Source organism: Xenorhabdus sp. KK7.4 (assembly GCF_963876465.1).
In the GTDB taxonomy this organism is placed as follows: domain Bacteria; phylum Pseudomonadota; class Gammaproteobacteria; order Enterobacterales; family Enterobacteriaceae; genus Xenorhabdus; species Xenorhabdus stockiae.
Genome location: NZ_CAWNQF010000070.1, coordinates 1 through 21,141, shown reverse-complemented (window position 1 = coordinate 21,141; position 21,141 = coordinate 1). Strand labels below are relative to the sequence as shown.

The 21,141-nt window shown below is 43.6% G+C and carries 20 protein-coding genes; 7 read left to right on the top strand and 13 right to left on the bottom strand.

All coding sequences use genetic code 11. The features are described from left to right. Nucleotides 1-407 precede the first annotated feature (407 nt). Both AACS90_RS10545 and AACS90_RS10540 read left to right on the top strand, forming a co-directional pair. Nucleotides 408-1,343, top strand: coding sequence for a lipase family protein (locus AACS90_RS10545; RefSeq protein ID WP_193757242.1), 936 nt, complete (start codon nt 408-410; stop codon nt 1,341-1,343). Between the two features lie 53 nt (nt 1,344-1,396). After that, complete coding sequence (locus AACS90_RS10540; RefSeq protein ID WP_099122633.1) at nt 1,397-1,888, top strand: membrane-associated Zn-dependent protease 1; 492 nt, start codon at nt 1,397-1,399, stop codon at nt 1,886-1,888. Between the two features lie 159 nt (nt 1,889-2,047). On the opposite strand, the gene AACS90_RS10535 is transcribed toward AACS90_RS10540, so the two are convergent. From AACS90_RS10535 to galE, 4 genes are all read right to left on the bottom strand, one after another. Next, entirely contained in the window at nt 2,048-2,740 is a 693-nt protein-coding gene (locus AACS90_RS10535; protein WP_241538279.1) for an O-methyltransferase, read from the bottom strand. 94 nt (nt 2,741-2,834) lie between these two features. Beyond that, nucleotides 2,835-3,998, bottom strand: coding sequence for a galactokinase (gene galK / locus AACS90_RS10530; RefSeq protein ID WP_099122631.1), 1,164 nt, complete (start codon nt 3,996-3,998; stop codon nt 2,835-2,837). 35 nt (nt 3,999-4,033) lie between these two features. After that, nucleotides 4,034-5,086 (bottom strand): UDP-glucose--hexose-1-phosphate uridylyltransferase, encoded by a 1,053-nt coding sequence (locus AACS90_RS10525; RefSeq protein ID WP_099122630.1) that lies wholly within the window; start codon nt 5,084-5,086, stop codon nt 4,034-4,036. A gap of 125 nt (nt 5,087-5,211) precedes the next feature. Then, nucleotides 5,212-6,231 (bottom strand): UDP-glucose 4-epimerase GalE, encoded by a 1,020-nt coding sequence (galE, locus tag AACS90_RS10520; RefSeq protein ID WP_099122629.1) that lies wholly within the window; start codon nt 6,229-6,231, stop codon nt 5,212-5,214. A 314-nt stretch (nt 6,232-6,545) separates the two neighbouring features. On the opposite strand from galE, the gene AACS90_RS10515 reads away from it, so the two are divergent. Beyond that, nucleotides 6,546-7,286 (top strand): 4'-phosphopantetheinyl transferase family protein, encoded by a 741-nt coding sequence (locus AACS90_RS10515; protein WP_099122628.1) that lies wholly within the window; start codon nt 6,546-6,548, stop codon nt 7,284-7,286. Nucleotides 7,287-7,402: 116 nt separating this feature from the next. On the opposite strand, the gene AACS90_RS10510 is transcribed toward AACS90_RS10515, so the two are convergent. Beyond that, entirely contained in the window at nt 7,403-7,984 is a 582-nt protein-coding gene (locus tag AACS90_RS10510; RefSeq protein WP_228864816.1) for a LeuD/DmdB family oxidoreductase small subunit, read from the bottom strand. Then, on the bottom strand, nt 7,981-9,279 hold the full coding sequence (locus AACS90_RS10505; protein WP_099122627.1) for a 3-isopropylmalate dehydratase large subunit: 1,299 nt from the start codon (nt 9,277-9,279) through the stop codon (nt 7,981-7,983). The genes AACS90_RS10510 and AACS90_RS10505 overlap by 4 nt, the downstream gene beginning before the upstream one ends. 222 nt (nt 9,280-9,501) lie before the next feature. Here AACS90_RS10505 and AACS90_RS10500 point away from each other — a divergent pair, with 222 nt between their 5' ends. Continuing rightward, the gene (locus tag AACS90_RS10500; RefSeq protein WP_099122626.1) at nt 9,502-10,413 is read left to right on the top strand and encodes a LysR family transcriptional regulator; all 912 of its coding nucleotides are present in this window, start codon (nt 9,502-9,504) and stop codon (nt 10,411-10,413) included. Here AACS90_RS10500 and AACS90_RS10495 read toward each other — a convergent pair. After that, a complete protein-coding gene (locus AACS90_RS10495; RefSeq protein ID WP_099122625.1) occupies nt 10,372-10,959 on the bottom strand; it encodes a DUF3156 family protein in 588 nt (195 codons plus the stop codon). The two genes, AACS90_RS10500 and AACS90_RS10495, sit on opposite strands and share 42 nt — an antisense overlap. Continuing rightward, nucleotides 10,934-12,427, bottom strand: a complete 1,494-nt coding sequence (locus tag AACS90_RS10490; protein ID WP_099122624.1) for an APC family permease — start codon at nt 12,425-12,427, stop codon at nt 10,934-10,936. The genes AACS90_RS10495 and AACS90_RS10490 overlap by 26 nt, the downstream gene beginning before the upstream one ends. 405 nt (nt 12,428-12,832) lie before the next feature. Here AACS90_RS10490 and AACS90_RS10485 point away from each other — a divergent pair, with 405 nt between their 5' ends. Further along, entirely contained in the window at nt 12,833-13,558 is a 726-nt protein-coding gene (locus AACS90_RS10485; RefSeq protein ID WP_099122623.1) for a helix-turn-helix transcriptional regulator, read from the top strand. On the opposite strand, the gene AACS90_RS10480 is transcribed toward AACS90_RS10485, so the two are convergent. The 4 genes from AACS90_RS10480 to speB all read right to left on the bottom strand — a co-directional run bounded on the left by AACS90_RS10480 (nt 13,521) and on the right by speB (nt 16,440). Then, nucleotides 13,521-14,318, bottom strand: coding sequence for an L-threonylcarbamoyladenylate synthase (locus AACS90_RS10480; protein WP_099122622.1), 798 nt, complete (start codon nt 14,316-14,318; stop codon nt 13,521-13,523). The genes AACS90_RS10485 and AACS90_RS10480 overlap by 38 nt on opposite strands. 57 nt (nt 14,319-14,375) lie before the next feature. After that, nucleotides 14,376-14,861 carry a YbhB/YbcL family Raf kinase inhibitor-like protein gene (locus tag AACS90_RS10475; RefSeq protein ID WP_099122621.1) on the bottom strand — a complete coding sequence of 162 codons (486 nt, stop codon included), beginning with the start codon at nt 14,859-14,861 and terminating at the stop codon, nt 14,376-14,378. 198 nt (nt 14,862-15,059) lie between these two features. Beyond that, nucleotides 15,060-15,206 carry a hypothetical protein gene (locus tag AACS90_RS10470; protein WP_241538277.1) on the bottom strand — a complete coding sequence of 49 codons (147 nt, stop codon included), beginning with the start codon at nt 15,204-15,206 and terminating at the stop codon, nt 15,060-15,062. Between the two features lie 307 nt (nt 15,207-15,513). Further along, a complete protein-coding gene (speB, locus tag AACS90_RS10465; protein ID WP_099122619.1) occupies nt 15,514-16,440 on the bottom strand; it encodes an agmatinase in 927 nt (308 codons plus the stop codon). 401 nt (nt 16,441-16,841) lie between these two features. Between speB and AACS90_RS23325 the strand changes: the two genes are divergently transcribed. Next, on the top strand, nt 16,842-16,952 hold the full coding sequence (locus tag AACS90_RS23325; RefSeq protein ID WP_099122618.1) for a hypothetical protein: 111 nt from the start codon (nt 16,842-16,844) through the stop codon (nt 16,950-16,952). 54 nt (nt 16,953-17,006) lie between these two features. Here AACS90_RS23325 and speA read toward each other — a convergent pair whose 3' ends face one another. Further along, on the bottom strand, nt 17,007-18,911 hold the full coding sequence (speA, locus tag AACS90_RS10460; RefSeq protein ID WP_099122617.1) for a biosynthetic arginine decarboxylase: 1,905 nt from the start codon (nt 18,909-18,911) through the stop codon (nt 17,007-17,009). Between the two features lie 923 nt (nt 18,912-19,834). Between speA and metK the strand changes: the two genes are divergently transcribed. Continuing rightward, nucleotides 19,835-20,989 (top strand): methionine adenosyltransferase, encoded by a 1,155-nt coding sequence (gene metK / locus AACS90_RS10455; RefSeq protein ID WP_099122616.1) that lies wholly within the window; start codon nt 19,835-19,837, stop codon nt 20,987-20,989. The last annotated feature ends 152 nt before the right edge of the window (nt 20,990-21,141 follow it).

Here is a 21,141-nt window from a genome sequence, read left to right as displayed (position 1 = left end):
CCTCTTAATATTCAGTAATATTTGAAAATAAGACTCATAGATCCGTGAAGAATAACGCCGTTAGACAACAGATTAAAAAGAACAAATCAAAACTACATATAACTAAAAGTAATTAATTAATTCGATATTGAACAATAGCAAGTACTTTCTAATACAGGCTCTTAACTGAACCGCTATATCAATAACTCAAATTCTCAGAAATCCTTTCAGGATGATATACGCTTAAATTATCCTTTCTGTATTTTTTATGCTGATCAAATTTGATATTGCAGTACAACAAAAATGACAAATACACACAGCCAATGACAATATACCCACTCAATTTCCAGTTGAGCCACGGCGGAAGAAATGGAACGACACAGCTAAAAGGCCACCGGAAAGACGAGCGGTATCAAGAGGAGTTAATAATGTATAACAATATGTTAACCAAAGAAGCTCAACAGGCATCATTGATACTGTATGCAGCAGAGATGAACAGTCAGTATTACAATAATCCGACTCCCCCCGCAGATCCGCGCTTAGCAGAAGATGGCTGGGATCTGGTAGCCTATATTAGTGGTAATGATCTCTCTTTTTCCGTAAACCCCAAAAGTAATCAGCAATTTTTAATTATGCTGCCTAAACATGTTTGTTATGGATATATTGCTAAAAATAAAAAAACGCCGGCAGAGTATGTCATTGTTATCAGGGGTACCGACAGTTCCAATCTGTTTGAAGCATTACATGATATTGTTCCTGTTTTCACCTCACCGTGGACTGATACTCCTCAACAAAAAGTCAGTATGGGGTTTTATAGTGTTTATAATTCACTGAAACTGACTATTGTTGAGCCTGAATCTAAAGATAATTACAGCCACCTCAGATTTCCCAATGCTGTTGCTCAATTCATCGGTATCAATACTGCATATACTATATTGGGCCATAGCCTTGGCGCAGTCATTGCGACCTATCTTATGAGAGATATTCCCCTGCTTGGCGATAAACACAAAGCAAGCCTGTTTGCCAGCCCAAGAGCCGGTAACCATGAATTTGTTAGCTATATCGATAACCATTTTGCAAACTATGAAACATTCAGATATGAAAATGATCTGGTGCCTCATCTGCCTCCCGACATTCCATTCATACTGGAGTATGAATCCCTGTCAAAATCAATGATCCTTAAAACATCGGATGGCCTCAATATCACTGACAGTCTGAGATGCAACCATTATTTAACCAGCTATATCGCCCTGCTGGATCCTGAACAATTCAAAAAACTGCTCAATGAACCTCAGGACGCAGACTCTGAAGATGTAAAAAAAACAGCCAAGTGTATATCTCTGACATCACCATCCAATCAGTAATATAGGCAATTCACTGAGCCAGAATATAATCATTCAGAAAAGGAGGAGAGACAATGAAATGGGGTAATTATTCACGCAGAATATTATTGATATTAATGATAAGTAGCTTTTTCAGCCCGGTACTGCGGGCACAAGGAGAAGCTCATTTGTTATTCCACATGGGATTGGGAGCAAAAGGACAATTCTTCGTCGGAGGGACAATGCAAAATCAGGGAGATGAGCCTGTGGCTGGTGGATATCTGGCTATTTTACCCCTTAATACAACCTGCGACCCGCAATCACTCATTGTGTATTCATTTGATTCACTGGCTCCGGGAGAAAAAAAGGAATTCCGTATTCCTGTGGATGCTCCATTCAGTAGTTACCATCTGGCTGGTTTCGGAGCCTATGATGATATGGGGTTTTCACTTCCTACTGTAGATGAAACGGAGAAAGTGATTAAAGATCGTGAGTCAAATGAACGTAAGGCATGCCAGTCAGCAAGGGAAGCCAAAGTAATTAATGGGCCAAATACAGAGGAAAAAATCCATAAAATCCGGAGTTGAAGAAGTGCCAGCGACCAATGGATTTCAGGTTGCTTCTTTAAGACAGCCTGAAAGACGACAGGTACAATTCTCGGTAGATCTCTGGCTGAAATACGCCTGACGGTGCCACCAGCAGGGATCTACCAAAGGGAATATAACAAGGGTTTTACCCTGCCAGAATTAATTCACGTCATCATTTATCCGTAACAATGCAAATCCATCCCAGCCTTTTTCCCCCACCGTCTGCAAAGCAGTTACGGTGATTTCCGGACGATTAAGTATCTTATCCAGTGTCTGATGAATACCTTCAGCGAACTCATCACGCTGATCATGGATAACTGCACCGCCACGAACGACATTATCCATGATGATAATACTGCCCGGACGACCCAGTTTAATTGCCCAATCGAGATAAATCTGGCTACTCCGTTTATCGGCATCAATAAAAATCAGATCGAAAGGTGCTCTTTCACTCAACGTTGGTAAAGTCTCATTGGCATCTCCCTCGATAACTTCAATCTTATGAGTGAGTTGAGCCAATTCGATATTACGCCGTGCGATCTGTACCATTTTGGGATTTTTTTCCAGCGTGATGAGTAAACCATCATCGGGTAACGTTCTGGCCATATATTGGGCACTATAGCCACCTAACGTGCCGATTTCGAGAATGCGTTTTGCTCCGCTGATCTGAACCATCATCATCAAAAACTGCCCTTGCAGGGCGGAAACATCAATGGCAGGTAATCCCTGACTGGCGTTATATTCAAGGGTTTGTTCGAGATGAGATGCAGGATGTAACAGGCTCTTCTTTAGATAACTATCAACTGATGACCATTGTTGTTGTAATTCTTCGTATTGCAGATTGCTATTCAAGACAACACTCCTCTTTATAAAAAAATAAGACAAATGTTTACTCATGCCCAAATTCAACCTGAATATAAGTTAACCAAAAATAAAAGCCAGCCATTTATGCCTGATTTATCAACTGGCTTGCTCCCCTGCTTGCCTGACAAATGTAAATAGACGCTTGCAGGCCAGTTTTTATCTGGTATTCACTTTCGATGGCCTGTCTCACATCGCTCTCCAAATCAGAGGGAAGCAATACAACGATACAACCGCCAAAACCACCTCCCGTCATGCGTGCTCCTCCCCGCTCTCCAATAACATTTTTCACAATCTCCACCAGCACATCTATTTCATGGACGGTAATTTCAAAATCGTCACGCATAGAGAGGTGAGATTCAGCCATAAGCTGGCTGAGGCGGGATAAATCTCCTGACCTTAAAGCAGCAACAGCAGCCTGAGTCCGGGCATTTTCAGTAATAACGTGGCGGGCACGTTTGGCAAGCAGAGTACCCAATTGTTTCTGCTTCGCACTGAAATCATAAAGTGAGACATCGCGCAATGCCCGGACACCGAGGATTCGGGCAGCTTCTTCGCACTGCCGACGCCGTATATTGTATTCGCTGTCTACAAGACCGCGCTGCCGATTAGAATTAATAATCATCACAGTGATATTTTCCGGCATCGGAACCGCCTGTATTTCAAGGGTGCGGCAATCAATCAACAAAGCGTGACCTTCTTCGCCGCAGGCTGAAATAAGTTGATCCATGACACCGGATTTACAGCCGACAAATTGATTTTCAGCCTGCTGACCATTAACAGCAATCAACTTCCGACTAATGTCAAGCTGATAAAGCACGTTGATGGTCAGGCCGATAACCACTTCCAGCGATGCCGAAGAGCTGAGACCCGCCCCCTGTGGGATATTCCCGCTTATTGCGATATCCATTCCACCAAATAAGTAGCCATGTTGGATCAACATTACCACCACACCTCGGATATAATTCGCCCACATTTTATCCTGATGAAAAAGGATCGGCTGAGAGAGATCGAATTCATCACGATCATTACTGTAATCAACAGCAATCACCCGGATCAGCGTATCATCGCGTTTGGCAGCAGCAGCTACCGTCTGATAATCAATCGCACAGGGTAAGACAAACCCCTCGTTATAGTCGGTATGTTCGCCAATTAAATTCACCCGTCCGGGAGCCTGAAAAAAATGAGTCGGTGAAGAGTGAAAAACTACATTAAAAGATTCAGTGACTTTTTGAATTAGTGCTTCCATCACCGCGCTCCTCGTAAAATGCTGTATCAGGGATTTCAACTCCTGAAATGAACATCACTGACATCCCGTAGCCGTTGTGCAGCCTGTTCCGGTGTCAGATCACGCTGGGATTCAGCCAGCATCTCATAACCCACCAAAAATTTACGGACAGTTGCTGAACGCAATAATGGCGGATAAAACAAAGCATGTAACTGCCAGTGCTTAATATCGGTCTGCTTATTAGTAAAGAAAGGAGCGAAATGCCAGCCCATAGAATAGGGAAAGGAGCATTGGAACAGGTTATCGTATCGGCAGGCCAGTTTTTTCATCGCAACAGCCAGATCATCACGCTGCTCTTTCGTCAGTTCATTCATACGCCGGACAGGGCTTTTCGGCAATAACATTGTTTCAAACGGCCACACCGCCCAATAGGGCACAACCGCCAGCCAGTGTTTGGTATCCACGATTGTACGCACACCGTTTTTCTGTTCAGCTCTGGCATAATCCAGCAATAAATTAGATCCATGCTGATCATAATATTGCCTCAGTAACTCATCTTTGCGAGTCAGCTCATTAGGCAGAAAATCACTGGCCCAGATTTGTCCATGTGGATGAGGCTGGGAACATCCCATCATTTCCCCTTTATTCTCAAATACCTGAACCCAGATATAGTGTTGTCCAAGTTCTTCTATGTGGCTGTTCCAGACATCAATAATACGGCGGATATTGGTCAGAGATAATTCAGGAAAGGTTTTACTGTGGTTTGGTGAAAAGCAGATAACGCGGCAGGTTCCTCTTGCCGGTTTGCTTATAAACAGAGGATCGTCAGCAGTGGCAATAGCAGGAGTTTCCGGCAATAAGGCTGAATAATCGTTCTGAAATACATAGATATCCTGATAATCAGGATTGATATCCCCTGAGGCACGCGTGTTATTCGGGCATAGAACACACTGTTTATCGTAGACCGGAGATACAGAATGCTGTAATGGTTTATCTTCCTCAACCCACGGTCGTTTCAGCCGATGTGGTGAGATGATTACCCACTGCCCTGTTAAAGGGTTATAGCGCCTGTGTGGATAATCAGCCTGATTAAATTGCATTTTTGACATAACCTAAATGCTCATTCAGGTGCCAATCCCTGTACTCATGAACGGTACATGAATCGATGGGCATAAATACCTTTATGCCCGTGTAGCTGCTATGTCTGTATGATGCGATTAAAGCACCAGATGCGTTATCCTGCTTTATAACCATTAGGATTTTGAGACTGCCAACGCCATGCATCTTCGGTCATTTCCACGATAGTGCGGCTTGCTTTCCAGCCCAGTTCACGCTCAGCTTTTTCAGGGCTTGACCAGCATTCTGCAATATCGCCCGGGCGACGTGGGCAAATTTCATAAGGAACCGGTTTACCACATGCCTGACCGAATGCAGCCACCATATCCAGTACGCTTGTACCTGTTCCTGTTCCCAGGTTATAGATATGCAGACCAGATTTTTTACCGACTGCATTCAGGGCCGCAATATGACCATCAGCCAGATCCATCACATGGATATAATCGCGGACACCTGTTCCATCCGGTGTAGGATAATCATCGCCATAAACGGACAGTTTCTCTCGACGGCCTACCGCTACCTGAGCAATATATGGCATTAAATTATTCGGAATGCCCTGAGGATCTTCTCCCATCGTACCTGATGGATGTGCTCCTACCGGATTGAAATAACGCAATAATACGACTGACCAGTCACTTTCAGCATGATGGAAATCAGACAGGCAACGCTCAACCATATATTTACTTGTACCGTAAGGATTAGTCGTATTACCTACCGCAGACTGTTCAGTAATGGGAACAATTTCAGGATCGCCATATACCGTTGCCGATGAGCTGAAAATAATGCTTTTTACGCCTGCTTTATGCATGCTGCGCACTAACACTAATGTACCGTTGACATTATTATCATAATATTCAAGGGGTTTTTCGACTGATTCGCCAACCGCTTTCAGACCGGCAAAGTGGATAACGGACTCTATAGAGTGACGGGAAAAAACAGAATCAAGGAAGGCTTCATCACGAATATCCCCCTGATAAAACAGTGGCCTGATACCCGTCAGCGCTTCAATGCGGGCCAGAACTTCCTGACTGGCATTACACAGGTTATCAATAATAATCGGCGTCATCCCTGCTTCAATCATCTGGACGCAGGTATGGCTACCAATATATCCCATCCCACCTGTCACTAATATTTCCACATTTACCTCTTTTTTAAATTGGACTGAATCAAACAGTTATTCAACCAATAAGATACGCCCTGTTTTCAGATCCCTGTTCTTATTGGTCGAAGTACAGTATAAAAAGAGTTAACCATTTAGTGAACTAAAACTAAATGTGGCAAAATTGGCTATACACTTCGTCTTTCAAGTTGCCTCTTTGTTGGCTGCGCTCGCTCACCCCAGTCACATAGTTATCTATGCTCAAGGGGATTCTCTCTCTTGCCGCCGCGATGCATATTGAAATCCATTGTGTATAAAGACAATTTATTAACATTTCCGATGAACAATCAATAATGAAAGAAATTACTTTTACCCCTGCACAGACAACTGCCATCAATGAACCCTTTTTTACTGCGATACAAAAGGGCTTACTATCAGGGCATCCAGATATCCAGATTATGCTGGCTTATTTCACACAAGGCAGCTATCGGGATGATTTATTTACTGAATATGGCGTTACCTATCCTGAACGATTACGAAATGCTGTCACTAAACGTCGGGCGGAATATCTGGCTGCCCGTTACTGTGCCTGTAATATATTAAATAACATGGGATATCCTGAATTTCAGGTGGAATCAGCACAGGATCGTTCCCCTGTCTGGCCTGAAAGAATTTGTGGCTCCATCTCTCACTCAACCAATTGTGCTGTTGTTTTCGCTGCTTCAAGTGATAAATATCAGTGGGTGGGGATTGATATCGAAAAAGAGATAAAACAGGAAACCATTGATAGCGTTTCAGCCAGCATTATCAATGAAACTGAGAAAGAATTACTGGCAAAATCTCCGCTTACTTTTATTCAGGCATTTACACTCGCTTTTTCCATTAAAGAAAGTCTTTATAAAGCGCTTTACCCTCATGTGAAGCAATTTTTTGATTTCCATGCAGCAGAAATTGTGGAGATTGACTGCACTCATCATACTGTGACCATAAAATTGCTGAAAACACTCACTGATGATTATCAGGCCGGTTCTCTGTTTCACGGGAATTTTGTTCTGATGCCACAGCAACAGTTACTAACCTATATCGTTGGATGAAGAAAACCCGAAACAAATATGCCAGCTTATAATCTGCTGGCATATTTTCTGGATTTCCAGTTGCATCACGGCGGCAAAGCAGCAACAAAGAGACAACTTGAAAGACGACGGGTATATTATTTTATTCGGCCCGTTGCCCGCGCATAAGAGAACAGCCCACCAGCAGCAACAATATTAGCCAGTTCCCCGACAGGATCGGTCGGGTATTTTTCACCGCTTTTCAGTATTGTTACTGTCTGATTTTCAATATCGATCTCAATGCTGTCACCGGTCACTAGGCTGTCGCACAAACGCTCTTGTGCGGCAACAGGTAATAATTCACCAGTAGAAACACAATTGCGGAAGAATATCCGGGCATAAGACTGTGCCAAAATGGCTTTTACACCCGAAGCGCCCAGCGCCACGACGGCATGTTCACGGGAAGAACCACAGCCAAAATTCTGCCCGGCAACGATAATCGGATATTTCGCCTTACCTTTTTCTTCATCGATAAAAGGCAACGACCCTTCAGGTAACCCGCACATCGCCAGTGACGCTAATTGAGCATAACCTTCAGGTGAAGAGGGATTTACTTTGATATATTCCCCAGCCAGAATCTGGTCAGTATCAATATTATCCTCCAGAACATAAACCTGACCACGAATGATATTTTCCTTTTGTTCATTTAAAACAGCATCATTCATAACGACATCACTCATAAAAATTCTCCCGGATTCGTGATCTGGCCAGTAATCGCTGCCGCAGCAACAGAGTACGGTGAAGCAAGGTAAATATTAGCGCGCTTATGCCCCATTCTTCCGACAAAATTACGGTTAGTCGTGGATATCACAGATATCGGATCATTAACGCGGCCAAAAGTATCCGGTGGGCCACCGCAGCAGGCAGCACACCCTGCTTCAGCAGAAAGCTTTACTCCCGCATCCGTTAAAATCTGATAAACGGAAACGCCCTCAATCTGGGTTGTGATGGTTTTATGGAATACTTCTTTTGTTGCTGGTACCGCATAAGTCGGAATTTTAACCTTATGGCCTTTTATGATACGGGCAGCAGCGATGAAATCTTCAATCTTGCCCCCGGTACAGGAACCGATATAGGCCTGAGAAATAGCAACATTGGCAACTTTTTCAATGGAAACGACATTATCCGGAGAATGCGGTTTGGCGATCTTCGGCTGCATATCCGATACATCAATATTTAATACACGGGTATATTCCGCATCTTCGTCTGGGTAAACAATCTCAAACGGCATCTCATTCCGTTCTGCCAGATAATCAAGTGTTGCCTGATTCGGTACCATAATGCCATTTTTGGCACCACACTCGACGACCATATTACAAATAGTCATACGCTCTTCGACAGATAATTCATCAATGACATTGCCACCGAATTCAATCGCCTGATAGGTCGCGCCATCCACTGTCAGTTCTGACAAGACAGCCAAAATCATATCCTTAGCCAGAACATGGGCTGGCTTCGTACCGGTAAAATTCACACGAATGGTACTCGGCACTTTCAGCGGGATTTCTCCCGTCCCTATGGCATAAGCCGCATCAGTAATCCCCAATCCAATCGCGAATGTCCCGAATGCACCGGCGGTAACAGTATGAGAATCCGTCCCCAACAAAACTTCTCCGGGACGAGTATGGCCTCCCTCCGCCAATCCAATATGACAGACACCTTTATAATTGGGGGTTCCGACATCATAGAAATACTTAACATTCTGTTCTGCGGCAAATTCACGCATTACCCGTATATTCTGGTTAGCCTGCGGATCAGCAGAGTAAACAAAATGGTCAGGGATCATAATGAAACGGGTCGGATCCCAGATCCTGGCATCCTGACCAAATTCTTTTTTAAATACGCTGGCAACGCCGGGGGCACAGGGATCATGAGACATCAGGATATCCACTTTTGCCCAAACAACTTCGCCCGGTGTGACCTGTTCACGCCCACTCGCCCGAGCGAGAATTTTTTGTGTCATAGTTTGGTTCATCTCACATTGCCCTCCAGAATATTTAGACATGCTGAAAAAGAACAGCTTGTTATTGTTATAAAATAATTACTCTTTATCGCAGCAAAATGCCACCGTTCGGCTCACTGTTTCTATTATGGAACAGTCGTTCGTTAAATGAAAAATTTCCACAGAGAATAAAGCCCTTCTGAACAGAACCTGTGATATGTTAGGGTTTTTCGGAGTAAATCATCAGGTTACTTTATGAATAATATTGAGAATCTCAGCTCAATGGTGATCTTTGCCCGTGTCGTAGAGACATTGAGTTTTACCGAAGCGGCAAAATCATTAAGGCTTTCGAAGTCTTCCGTCAGTCGTGAAATCGCACAGTTAGAAATCAGGCTCGGTACTCAGTTACTCAACCGAACCACACGCAAGATTCAGGTGACAGAAGTCGGAATGAGTTATTACCAATATTGTCAGCGTATTCTGAATGAAGCCAAAAACGCCGAACGTTTTATCCGTAATTTCCATGAAGAGCCGATGGGAAGCCTGCGCCTGATTGCACCGGTATCCTTTGGCAGTCAATGCATTGTTCCGGCCCTGAACAATTTTGTTGCCGGAAATATCCATGTCAGCGTCGATCTGGAACTGACCGACAGGATCATTAACATGGAAAAAGATCAATGTGATATCGCTATTGTGGTAGGCCGTGAAACACCAAACCATCCACTCGTGATGCCCCTGATTGATATCACCTGGGGGCTTTACGCGACTCCGGACTATCTCAGCCAGTTTCCGGCTATAGAAAGGCCGGAAGATCTTCCCCGTTATGATTATCTGCTGTTTCGCGGCCCTGCTCACACCATCTCTCTTCCATTTCAGAAAGAGAGAAATAAATTTGATATTGAAGTACGTAGCCGTTTTCGCATTAATAATAGTGTAGCATTAATGAGTTCGGCTCTGGCTGGGGCGGGTATTGCTTACCTACCGGACTATATCACCCATGAATCCGTCACAGCCGGAAAACTGATAAGGCTTCTGCCCGAATGGGACATGGATATCTATCAATCATGGATCCTGTTTAAATCAGAAGAAACGCTCTCTTCACGTGTACGGCTTTTTGCCAATACCTTACAGCATAAGCTGATGAATCAGATGCAGCGTACTGAGTAGACGATGACGCTGCTCTGAGGTTAAACGCAGGTAACGGCGGGTTGCCGGAAGCCGGCTGACAATTTCAGAAGCAGCAAAATGTTCAATTTCGCAACGCCATTTTCCTTCCCTGATTTGCAGGCTGCATGACCGAAAATCCAGTTCTTCTAACGTCTGTCGAATAACAGGATATTGCTCCAGTTGCTCAATCAATTTGAGTCCATCTTCCTGTTTTGAAAAGAATCTCACCCGCTTTTTACGCAGGCAACCTCCCGTCTTTACCTGTATAGCGGCATTCAAAGGCTGGTTTATCACACCAGAAACAGAAAAGCGCGTATAAACGATGAATGCCATAAACAGTTTTTTCACCCTTTCGTTGACACATATTGCCAACTGCGCTTCTGGTCTGACAATCAGCTCTCCCGGCCCGGGCCTTTCACAGTGATAGGGCTGGAGATCACGCTCCAGCCGGTTAAGTGTCAGGCCTGCCTGATAGTCGGCAGGCAAGCGTTGTTGATTGATCTTTTGCCAGAAAGAAGATTTAGCGGAGGCTGCGTAATGGCTCAAGTTTAATCTCCTTCAATTCAGTTTCAGAGAACGTTTTGGACAGAACGTCTTCCACCTCGACAGGTTTAAACGGATTGACTTTCTGAACAAATATCGTCCACACCAGTGCATAGGTCGCTGTTAATCCAAGCATGATCAGGAAAGGAATATAAACATCCGCTTTATCCATGCCCGGGGGCGTAATGTAAATAAGAGCGATGACAATTCCCACACCGGAAATAATCTGCGGTAAAGGGAAAAACGGTGATTTATAGGCACGATGCAGGTCAGGACGACGAATACGCAGCAAGATGACTGAAATTGTGACTAACAGATAAGCAGTCCCCCAGGAACAAACTGCGGCCAATACCAGCGGCATAATGCGGTTCAAATCGCCCTGAATGGCAAAAGCATGGATACAGGGGATCAAAACAGCCACTAAAATACCAAACACGGGTGTTTTAAATCTTGGATGCAGGTAAGTGAAAATACGGGGTAAAGTACCGTCAAGTGCCATTCCGTATAAAATACGGGGAACGGCTGCCATCAATGTATTAATCGTTGCCGCTCCCGCCAGCAACAGGCCAAAACCAATCCAGTATTTACCAAAATCTCCCATAACCTGCCCGGCAAAAGCCGGAATTGCCATTGGAGTTTCCAGTAATCTGACATTATTTGCTGGGTCAACAATGACGTTTTCCACCTGATGTGTCATCGCAGCGCCGTACATAAACATACAGAACGCGACACCACACAACCCGATAGCCATTGCGCGGGGGATGACTTTTGCCGAATTTTTAATTTCTGGTGCCATTGGCGTCACCAGCTCACAGCCCATAAACATAAACATCGCCATGCCGATCAAACTTAATATCACGGTCGGTTCAGCAATATTCAGTGACTCACCAAACCAGCCATCAACTGAAGTGTGAAATGGCATAAGCAGACCACACAAACTAAAGATCACTAACGTACTCCACATGGCAAACGTTAGTACAATCTCCACTCTACTGAATGCCTCGATCCCAAATGCATTAAGTAGACCAAAGGTGATTACTAGCCCTACTCCAACCATCCAGGACGTATTATTGCTCTCCATCACAGTATTGAGGCTTTCAAAATTCACCAATGCCATAATGCCGGAAAGGATGGTTTCCGCAGTACCGGCAAAAACATGCACGATTAAATAGGCAGAAAGTGCCCCGGTTATTGCCCAGAAACGTCCCATACCACAAGAAATATAATCATATACTGAGCCGGAAGTAGGCAAAATCGCGGCAGCTTCAGCAAAAGTCGTTAACTGAGCCTGCATCACAATAAAGCTGAGAAATACAGCTAGAGCAAATGTATCACCACCTATTCCGAACCCGCTGGTGACGGTTAAAATAACCGGACTTGCCATAATCACACCAACAGAACTGGCAAGTGTCGTCGGAAAACCGACCTTACCCTTCTCAATATGTGATATTAACTTTGAGGACATATTCATTTTTCTTCCCCCTTTTACCCTGAGATACAGTCGGTTTGATTGTGAATTTTTTGTAAACGAAAGGTGACTGCGATTTAACTATAGGGATAAGGGGAAAAGTGTTGCCATCATTCTAAAGAACGATACCCAAAAGGGGTATCTCATACTGTTTTTTGCCGAAAAGTACCAAAGAAAAAGATAAAAAATACCGTAACTCAAGAAATATCAGGCGATAATGAAAAAACAATCAATTAATATGTTAATAAATAAAAGGCAATATGTACAAAGTCAGTCTAAAAGCAGCTAAAACATGAAAGAATAAGTTTTTAATAATGCAATCAATCTCACATTATTAATATGTATATTTTATATTCATAATCAGAAAAGCCATGATGAATTCACAACTGGATCAGATAGGTACGATCAATGAATACATCACCACTCAGCCAGCATCAACAGACACTGGTTAATTGCTGTCTGAATACAATTGCCCACATCATTCCCGTGTCTGCCGTTGCTTATTATCTCGTTAATGAAAAGTGGCAGCCCGAACACCATATCCTGTATGGCATCACACCCGATATGTATCAGGCATATGTCGCGTATTTTTGTCAGTTAGATCCGCTGCATCCGGAAAATTTCAGAAATAATGAACAGCGTCTTGTCAGCATGAATGACAATATGAAAGAGAGTGACCAACAGTTCTATCATGATTTTATGCAGCCCAATAACTTAACGGATAGAGTAGAAATCTTTATCCGCCGTGGGAATAAAATCCTCGCTGGTCTTTCCGTTTTCAGGGACTATCCGTTTCAACATCAGGAAGTCATGAGACTTCACTCTATTATTCCTGTGGCTGAACTAATGACTTTTGATATTTTGCCCGATGCACAAGTCACATTCACCGCAAAAGAACAGGAAATTATTCAGTGGGTCAGGGAAGGTGCAAGTAATAAACGCATAGCATTACAGCTCTGTATCTCCCTTTCGACTGTAAAAACTCATCTGCGTAATATTTTTGCCAAAGCCAGTGTGACCAACCGGACAGAATTAGTTTCTTCTGGCTTTATTCGCCGTAATTTGAGCGGGTACAGTGCCGCACCCGCAGCGATTATTAATAATAGTTGCCGTGACGGTAATCCCATGTCGTGAAAATATCAGACATTATTACCATAATCTTATGGACATCCAGTCCCTTACGGATCAATACCGGGCACGGTGTAATATCACGCTGACCATTTTGTATCGGTACTAATTTACCGTTGTCATCTACCATTGAAATCATCACACCCTGCTCATAGCGGGTTTGCTCAGTCTCATTCGGCTGAATAGATTTCACATAATCATTGGCAGTAATAATCAGATCTGCTCGCTCTTCAATGCGTTCACCAATACACTCAACCAAACCACGATTACCTTTGCCTGATGGATTAGCCGAGCTGGCGAAAGAGAATTTACCGTATTTTTCCCACAGCTCTTTCGCCAGAATTTCACCGGGCTTACCAAATTTAATGACAAAACAGCTTGTACCACGGCCATCCATCATCAGCTCTTTGGAACCATCATCAGGAATACGATTAACCGCTTCTTCTTTCCACGGCAGGATACAGCCCAATAACACATCTGCATCCCAGTGTTTCTGATAAAGTTCTTCAATTTCCGGGTTAAGCTGAGCCAGCTCTTTCAACTGTTCCAGAGATCCACACAATACAACTCCGGGCTTATTGCGGTTGCGCTGCTTAGCCTCAAATTTGCGCTCCAGCCCTTTCGCATCGGATGTCATAATGATGTAACCCACTTTAGTTGGGCAGACAATCATTCCGCCATCATTAGACAGGATCTCGACTGCTTCCTGTTGTAATCCCTGATTCCATTGAACTTTCTTTGGAGAAGAAAAAGAATTGCTGCTCATATATTGATACCTTTTTTTATAAACTGAAGATCTTAAAACCGGAAAATAATGAATCAATTAACGCTGGTAATAGCCGGTAATAGTGGCGGTTGCCAGACTATTGGCGTAGATCATAAAACGTGCGACCGCATTTGTTATTTCAGCGCCAATACCCAGTTTTTCTACCGACATGGCATGTACCGTGAAAATATAGCGATGGGCTTTATCTCCCTCTGGCGGACAAGCTCCACCGAAACCAAACTGCCCGTAATCATTTCTGCTCTGAATAATGCCAGCCGGTAATTTGCTGCCATCACTCCGTCCGGCATCTGGGGACAAAGCCTGTATTTCCAGCGGAATATCAAATGCCACCCAATGCCAGAAACCACTGCCCGTTGGGGCATCAGGATCATAAACCGTGACCGCAAAACTTTTTGTTCCGGCAGGCGCATCTGTCCAGGCAAGTTCAGGTGAGCGATTACCACCGTTACCACCAAACTCATTGAATTCCTGCTCTTTGCTCAGGAAATCATTATTCTTAAATTCAGTTGAAGTGATTATCATGCTTGTATCCTCATAAGAATGCCTTTTAAAACATCCTAACGCAGTTTTTCGATGCTGCAAGGTTAAGCGATGGTTTTGCGGGATTGTTTCAATTTGGGAACAATAGGTGCGTTTGGGGATACTTTTTGTCTAGAATAAGAGCTAAATAATAAGCCATCCTTGGCCTAAAATATTCACTAAGGTTAATACTGCTTATCATTAATCGTCTTTTTTTGAATTTCTGTTCAGCATACTAACAGCTCGGGCAATGCAATAAGGTACTACCGAACATGCAACTGCAATCGCTGCTCCAGCGGCTTCTTGGGGAGCACTGTTAGACAAAAATAACGCTGGCAGTAACCCCATTATGAGTCCTAAGACTGAACCAATAATTACAACAAACCATAAGATGCGCATATTTAATACCTTTAAGTTATAGTTAATTAATGAAATTACTATGCACCACTATAGCCTAACATCTTTTACTTGTCTCATTTTTTGGAAGGATAATCCGTGAGATACAACAAAACCGACATGCCAAGATGCCATCCGAAATTACTACTGATTTTCTTTTTATAGATATAAATGGCAGCCTTAATAGCACTCACTTAAGCGAGTGCTATTACAGCATTAAGAGGAACTTTCAAAATGGAGATTATAATCGCGGTTGAAACTAAACTGATTTTTTCGAAGCCTGCAAATACAGTAATTCCAGACCGATTGTTGCTGCCGCCAGCGCGGTAATTTCTGACTGATCATAGGAAGGAGCAACTTCCACCACGTCCATTCCAACGATATTCAGCGGTTGCAGAGCCCGCAGAATTTTCAGCGCACGATCTGAAGTCAAACCACCGATCACTGGCGTTCCCGTACCGGGCGCAAATGCCGGATCAAGACAATCAATGTCAAAAGTCAGGTATACCGGCAGATCGCCGACAACAGATTTGATCTGCTCAACAACATCTTCAACGCTGCGATCATTCACCTGCCCTGCATCTAATACCGTGAAATCATTATCTGTATCGTGTTCAGTACGAATACCGATCTGGACAGAATGCGCCGGATCGATCAGCCCCTCGTTTGGCGCATGGTAAAACATCGTACCGTGATCAAACTTACTGCCATTAGGATAAGTATCGGTATGAGCATCGAAATGAACCAGAGCCATTTTACCGAAATGTTTCGCATGAGCGCGCAACAGCGGTAATGTGACAAAGTGATCGCCACCAAAAGTCAGCATCTTTTTGCCTGATGCCAGCACTTTCTCAGCATGAGCCTGTAGTTTGTCGCTCATATCCTGCGCATCACCAAAATTAAAGACCAGATCACCACAATCAACCACATTCAGGCGCTTGCGCAGGCTGAAGTTCCATGGCCACCGGCTGCTTTCCCAAGCCAGATTTGTCGAGACCTGACGAATAGCGGCCGGCCCGTGGCGACTACCAGCCCGACCGGATGTTGCCATATCAAAGGGTACACCGGTAATAACCCACTCCGCATCACCGGAATAAGGCTGGAAATTCAACGGGAAGCGCAGGAAGCCAAAGGCGTTTGAAACCAGAGAGTTATCGATTTGGTTTCCTAAGGAACTAATACTCATAATATATCCTCTAAAGCCTTGTGTTTAATTAACATAGGGCTTGATTACATTACGCTAACTTCACAAGAAGTCTGACTTTTTAAATAACCTTTAAAAACAACCAATTAATATCAAAAAACAGATAATTACTCATACCTACCAATATTCGGGCATATAGTATTAGACATCATTTTTTCTTGCTACACTTTTGAGGTAATTAGATGAAATAAGCGCGGCAACTATCTGGAAAAAATGGAACCCCTTAATTTAGTACACAATAACCATGCTCCAGTTACACAGATTATATAAGAATCATTGAATAGTTTCCGCTGTTCCGGTAATCAGGATTTCGATATTGGTTCCATTGGTGAATATCCGGTAACCGCTGTACATATAGATAATTCCGATGAAGGGAAATAGAAATGCCTTGTTGCGGTACGCATATGAGTAATACAAACGAAATAGGAACAGTTAACTTATCCAGAAAGAATAAAGGGAAAGGATTAAACCGAATAGAGATTAAATTAGTTTAATTTTTTCGAATAAGCGCCTGTCACAGCGCTTATTCAGTTAACGACTAATGAAAATTACTCATCTTCTAAATAAGTATAACCATACAGACCACTTTCAAACTCTTGCAGGAACTGTTCCTGTAGATTTTCAGCCAAATCGGTCGATTTCACCTGATCACGAAAGCGGGTCAGCAGTACCTGAGGCTCCAGTTTCACATATTGCAGCATATTAGCAACTGTATCGCCCTCTTCACTCTGTTGATAAGTTACTTCACCGTTTTCGCTAACGTAGACATCAACAGCTGCAGTATCACCAAACAGGTTATGCATATTACCCAGAATTTCCTGATAGGCACCAACCATAAAGAAACCGATCAGTGGCGGATTTTCCGGATCATAGGCAGGCATTGGCATTGTTGTCGCCACACCATCACCTTCAACATAATGATCGATAATACCGTCAGAGTCACAAGTGATATCCAGCAAAACAGCGCGACGATCCAGAGGTTTGTCCAACCCTTCAAGTGGCAGAACCGGGAACAGCTGATCGATCCCCCAGGCATCCGGCATGGACTGAAACAGGGAAAAGTTCACATAAAGTTTATCTGCCATGCGCTCTTGTAATTCGTCAATGATCGGACGATGAGCACGGTTACTTGGATCAAGATCCTGCTGAATACGGCGACAGATATTTAGATATAATTCTTCTGCCCAAGCTCGCTCAGATAGACTCAAAATTCCGTGGGCATACTGGGTATGAACATCGTACAGATCAAACTGACTATCATGCAGCCATTCACGCAAAGAACGCTTGTAGCCATCATCCCGCATTTCCAGCCATGTATCCCACAAACTTGTCAGAGGACGTGCAGCATCTTCTGCCGGTGGTGTCGTTTCGGTGAATTCATTACATTCCGCTCCAATAACATTGGAGACTAAAACAGTATGATGAGCCGTCAATGCACGACCAGATTCTGTGATGACAGTCGGGTGTGGCAGGCCATTTTCCTCACAGGCATCCCCAATTCCCCAGATAACGTTATTCGCGTATTCATTCAGGCCATAGTTAACGGAACATTCTGACTGGGAACGTGTACCTTCATAATCAACACCCAGTCCTCCTCCCACATCAAAACACTGAATGTTGACACCTAGTTTATGCAGCTCGACATAAAAACGGGCTGATTCGCGCACACCTGTTGCTATATCACGGATATTTGCCAGCTGGGAACCCAGATGGAAATGCAACAATTGTAGGCTATCTAGTTTTCCGGCTGATCGAAGAGTTTCAACCAGTTGTAGAACCTGTGCTGCTGCCAGACCAAATTTGGATTTCTCCCCGCCACTGGACTGCCATTTGCCCGCTCCCTGTGAAGCAAGACGCGCCCGCACACCAAGACGAGGTACGACATTAATACGTTCCGCTTCTTCCAGCACCATTGCGATCTCAGACATTTTCTCGATGACCAGATACACTTTGTGTCCCAGTTTTTCACCGATCAGTGCCAGACGGATATACTCACGATCTTTATAACCATTACAGACAATTACAGTCCGTGTCATACCTGCATGAGCCAGTACAGCCATCAGCTCAGCCTTCGAGCCAGCCTCCAGACCGACAGGTTCGCCAGAATTAGCCAGTGATTCAATCACGCGACGCTGTTGGTTCACCTTAATCGGATAGACCAGAAAGTAATCACCTTTATAACCATAGGATTCACGCGCACGTTTAAAGGCGGCATTAATGGAACGCAAACGATGTTGCAGGATCTGAGGAAAACAGAACAATGCTGGCAGCTGTAATTGTTTTTTCTCTTGTTGAACTTTCTTTACCAGATCAACAATCTCAACCTGAGCTTCCGGCAAATCAGGATTTGGACAAACACTGACATTACCCAGATCATTGACGTAGTAATAGTTGCCGCCCCAGTATGCAATATTGTAAGTCTGGCGCATTTTACGAGCGATATTATCATTCATGGCAGTCTCCTTCATGGAGTAGAGGTTTGCCTTCACCTGTAGTCAATAACCCAAGACACTATATTTAGTGTGCGTATCTTGCGCATTTATAAATGTCAGGGAATAGCATGCTCTTAAATTATAAAAACGTTTAGAGGAAGCTAAACAATATGTATATTTACGGTTTGGTAATACGGCTTCTGTCCGAAGCGACCTGTCTACTCGAATGTTTCAGGTAACATCGGAATGAATTCATATTGATAAGAAAGGAACAAGATGTGGATACATCAATGGCATAATGTGGCTGTCGGTTGTTAACAAGCAGCAAATAATGGTTCATAACCCCATTCACCCCACATGGCTTTACGAAAGCCGTTTCTCAATTGATGAGACGCAGAACACGCATAAAACGTATCCGGCAAACGCCTATAACCTGAAGTATAAAAAACCTATCAGTTATAGGGCGCTGTTTATACCTGTAATCCTACAAAATTGCAAAATGAAATTTATTGATGCCTAACAGATATAGATAAGCATATCCGATAAATTTACATCGTTATCTTTATAGAAAGTAAACAATCTCTTACTAATATAAAACACTTCCATCACTATTTATTTGGATAAATAAACCCCACCAACAAAATAACAATTTGAAAATAAAGAAAATAGTTATTTTTTGTATTCCGTCAATTCCGGGAGATATTAGGGCACAAAAGAATAAACTGGCCCATCAACAACACACAAAGAGATAACGCGCAAGAAGTTAGATTTCTTTAAACTGCACATTTCAAGGAATGACAGATAAGAAATCCAAAATGTCACGCAACAGAAGGTATTTGAAACCAAAAAAACTGGTATATTTAGTGATACTGACTTAGACTAGCCGTCTAGATGGTAAAACATCCACCCTTAAACCAAGATTATATTTAAGGTATCGAAATATAATGACTACACACCTTTTTACTTCTGAATCTGTTTCAGAAGGTCATCCAGATAAAATTGCCGACCAAATTTCCGACGCTGTTCTTGATGCAATCCTAGAACAAGATCCTAAGGCTCGTGTAGCCTGCGAAACTTATGTGAAAACCGGCATGGTTATGGTTGGTGGTGAAATCACTACCAGCGCCTGGGTTGATATCGAAGAAATTACCCGTAATACAGTACGTGAGATTGGCTACACCAGTTCAGATATGGGCTTTGATGCTAATTCCTGTGCAGTAATCAGCGCGATTGGTAAGCAATCTCCTGATATCAATCAGGGTGTAGACCGAGCTGACCCTCTGGAGCAAGGAGCAGGTGATCAGGGATTGATGTTTGGTTATGCAACCAATGAAACCGATGTTCTTATGCCAGCACCGGTTACCTATGCTCACCGTCTGGTTGAGCGTCAGGCGCATGTACGTAAAAACAATACACTGCCTTGGTTGCGTCCGGATGCCAAAAGTCAGGTTACATTCCAGTATGACAACGGCAAAATTGTCGGCATTGATGCCGTTGTACTTTCTACTCAGCATTCAGAAGAAATTGGTCAGAAAGAGCTGCAAGAAGCAGTTATGGACGAGATCATCAAGCCTGTTTTACCGGCAGAATGGCTCACTCCAATGACCAAATACTTCATCAATCCAACAGGCCGTTTTGTGATTGGTGGCCCAATGGGTGACTGTGGTCTGACAGGCCGTAAGATCATTGTTGATACGTACGGTGGTATGGCGCGTCACGGTGGTGGAGCATTCTCAGGAAAAGATCCATCTAAAGTTGACCGTTCTGCGGCTTACGCAGCACGTTACGTGGCTAAAAATATTGTTGCCGCAGGTCTGGCTGATCGCTGTGAGATTCAGGTTTCCTACGCTATCGGTGTTGCTGAGCCAACCTCTATCATGGTTGAGACGTTTGGAACTGAAAAAGTGCCAACATCAACACTGGTTCAGCTGGTACGCGAGTTCTTCGATCTGCGCCCTTATGGGCTGATCAAAATGCTGGATCTACTGCATCCAATCTATCGTGATACTGCGGCATACGGTCATTTCGGTCGTGAGCAGTTCCCGTGGGAAGCAACAGATAAAGCTGAAATCCTGCGTGATGCAGCCGGGCTGAAATAATCCTGCAATATTAAGCAATATTAAAAAGCCCGCTCATAACAAGCGGGCTTTTTTTGTATATAGAAAACCCCCTGCTAGGCAGGGGGTTCCGTAGAGCTTTCAGCGATGAGGCAGCTATAAAAACCCCTTTTGATTTGTTAAAACACCTTGCG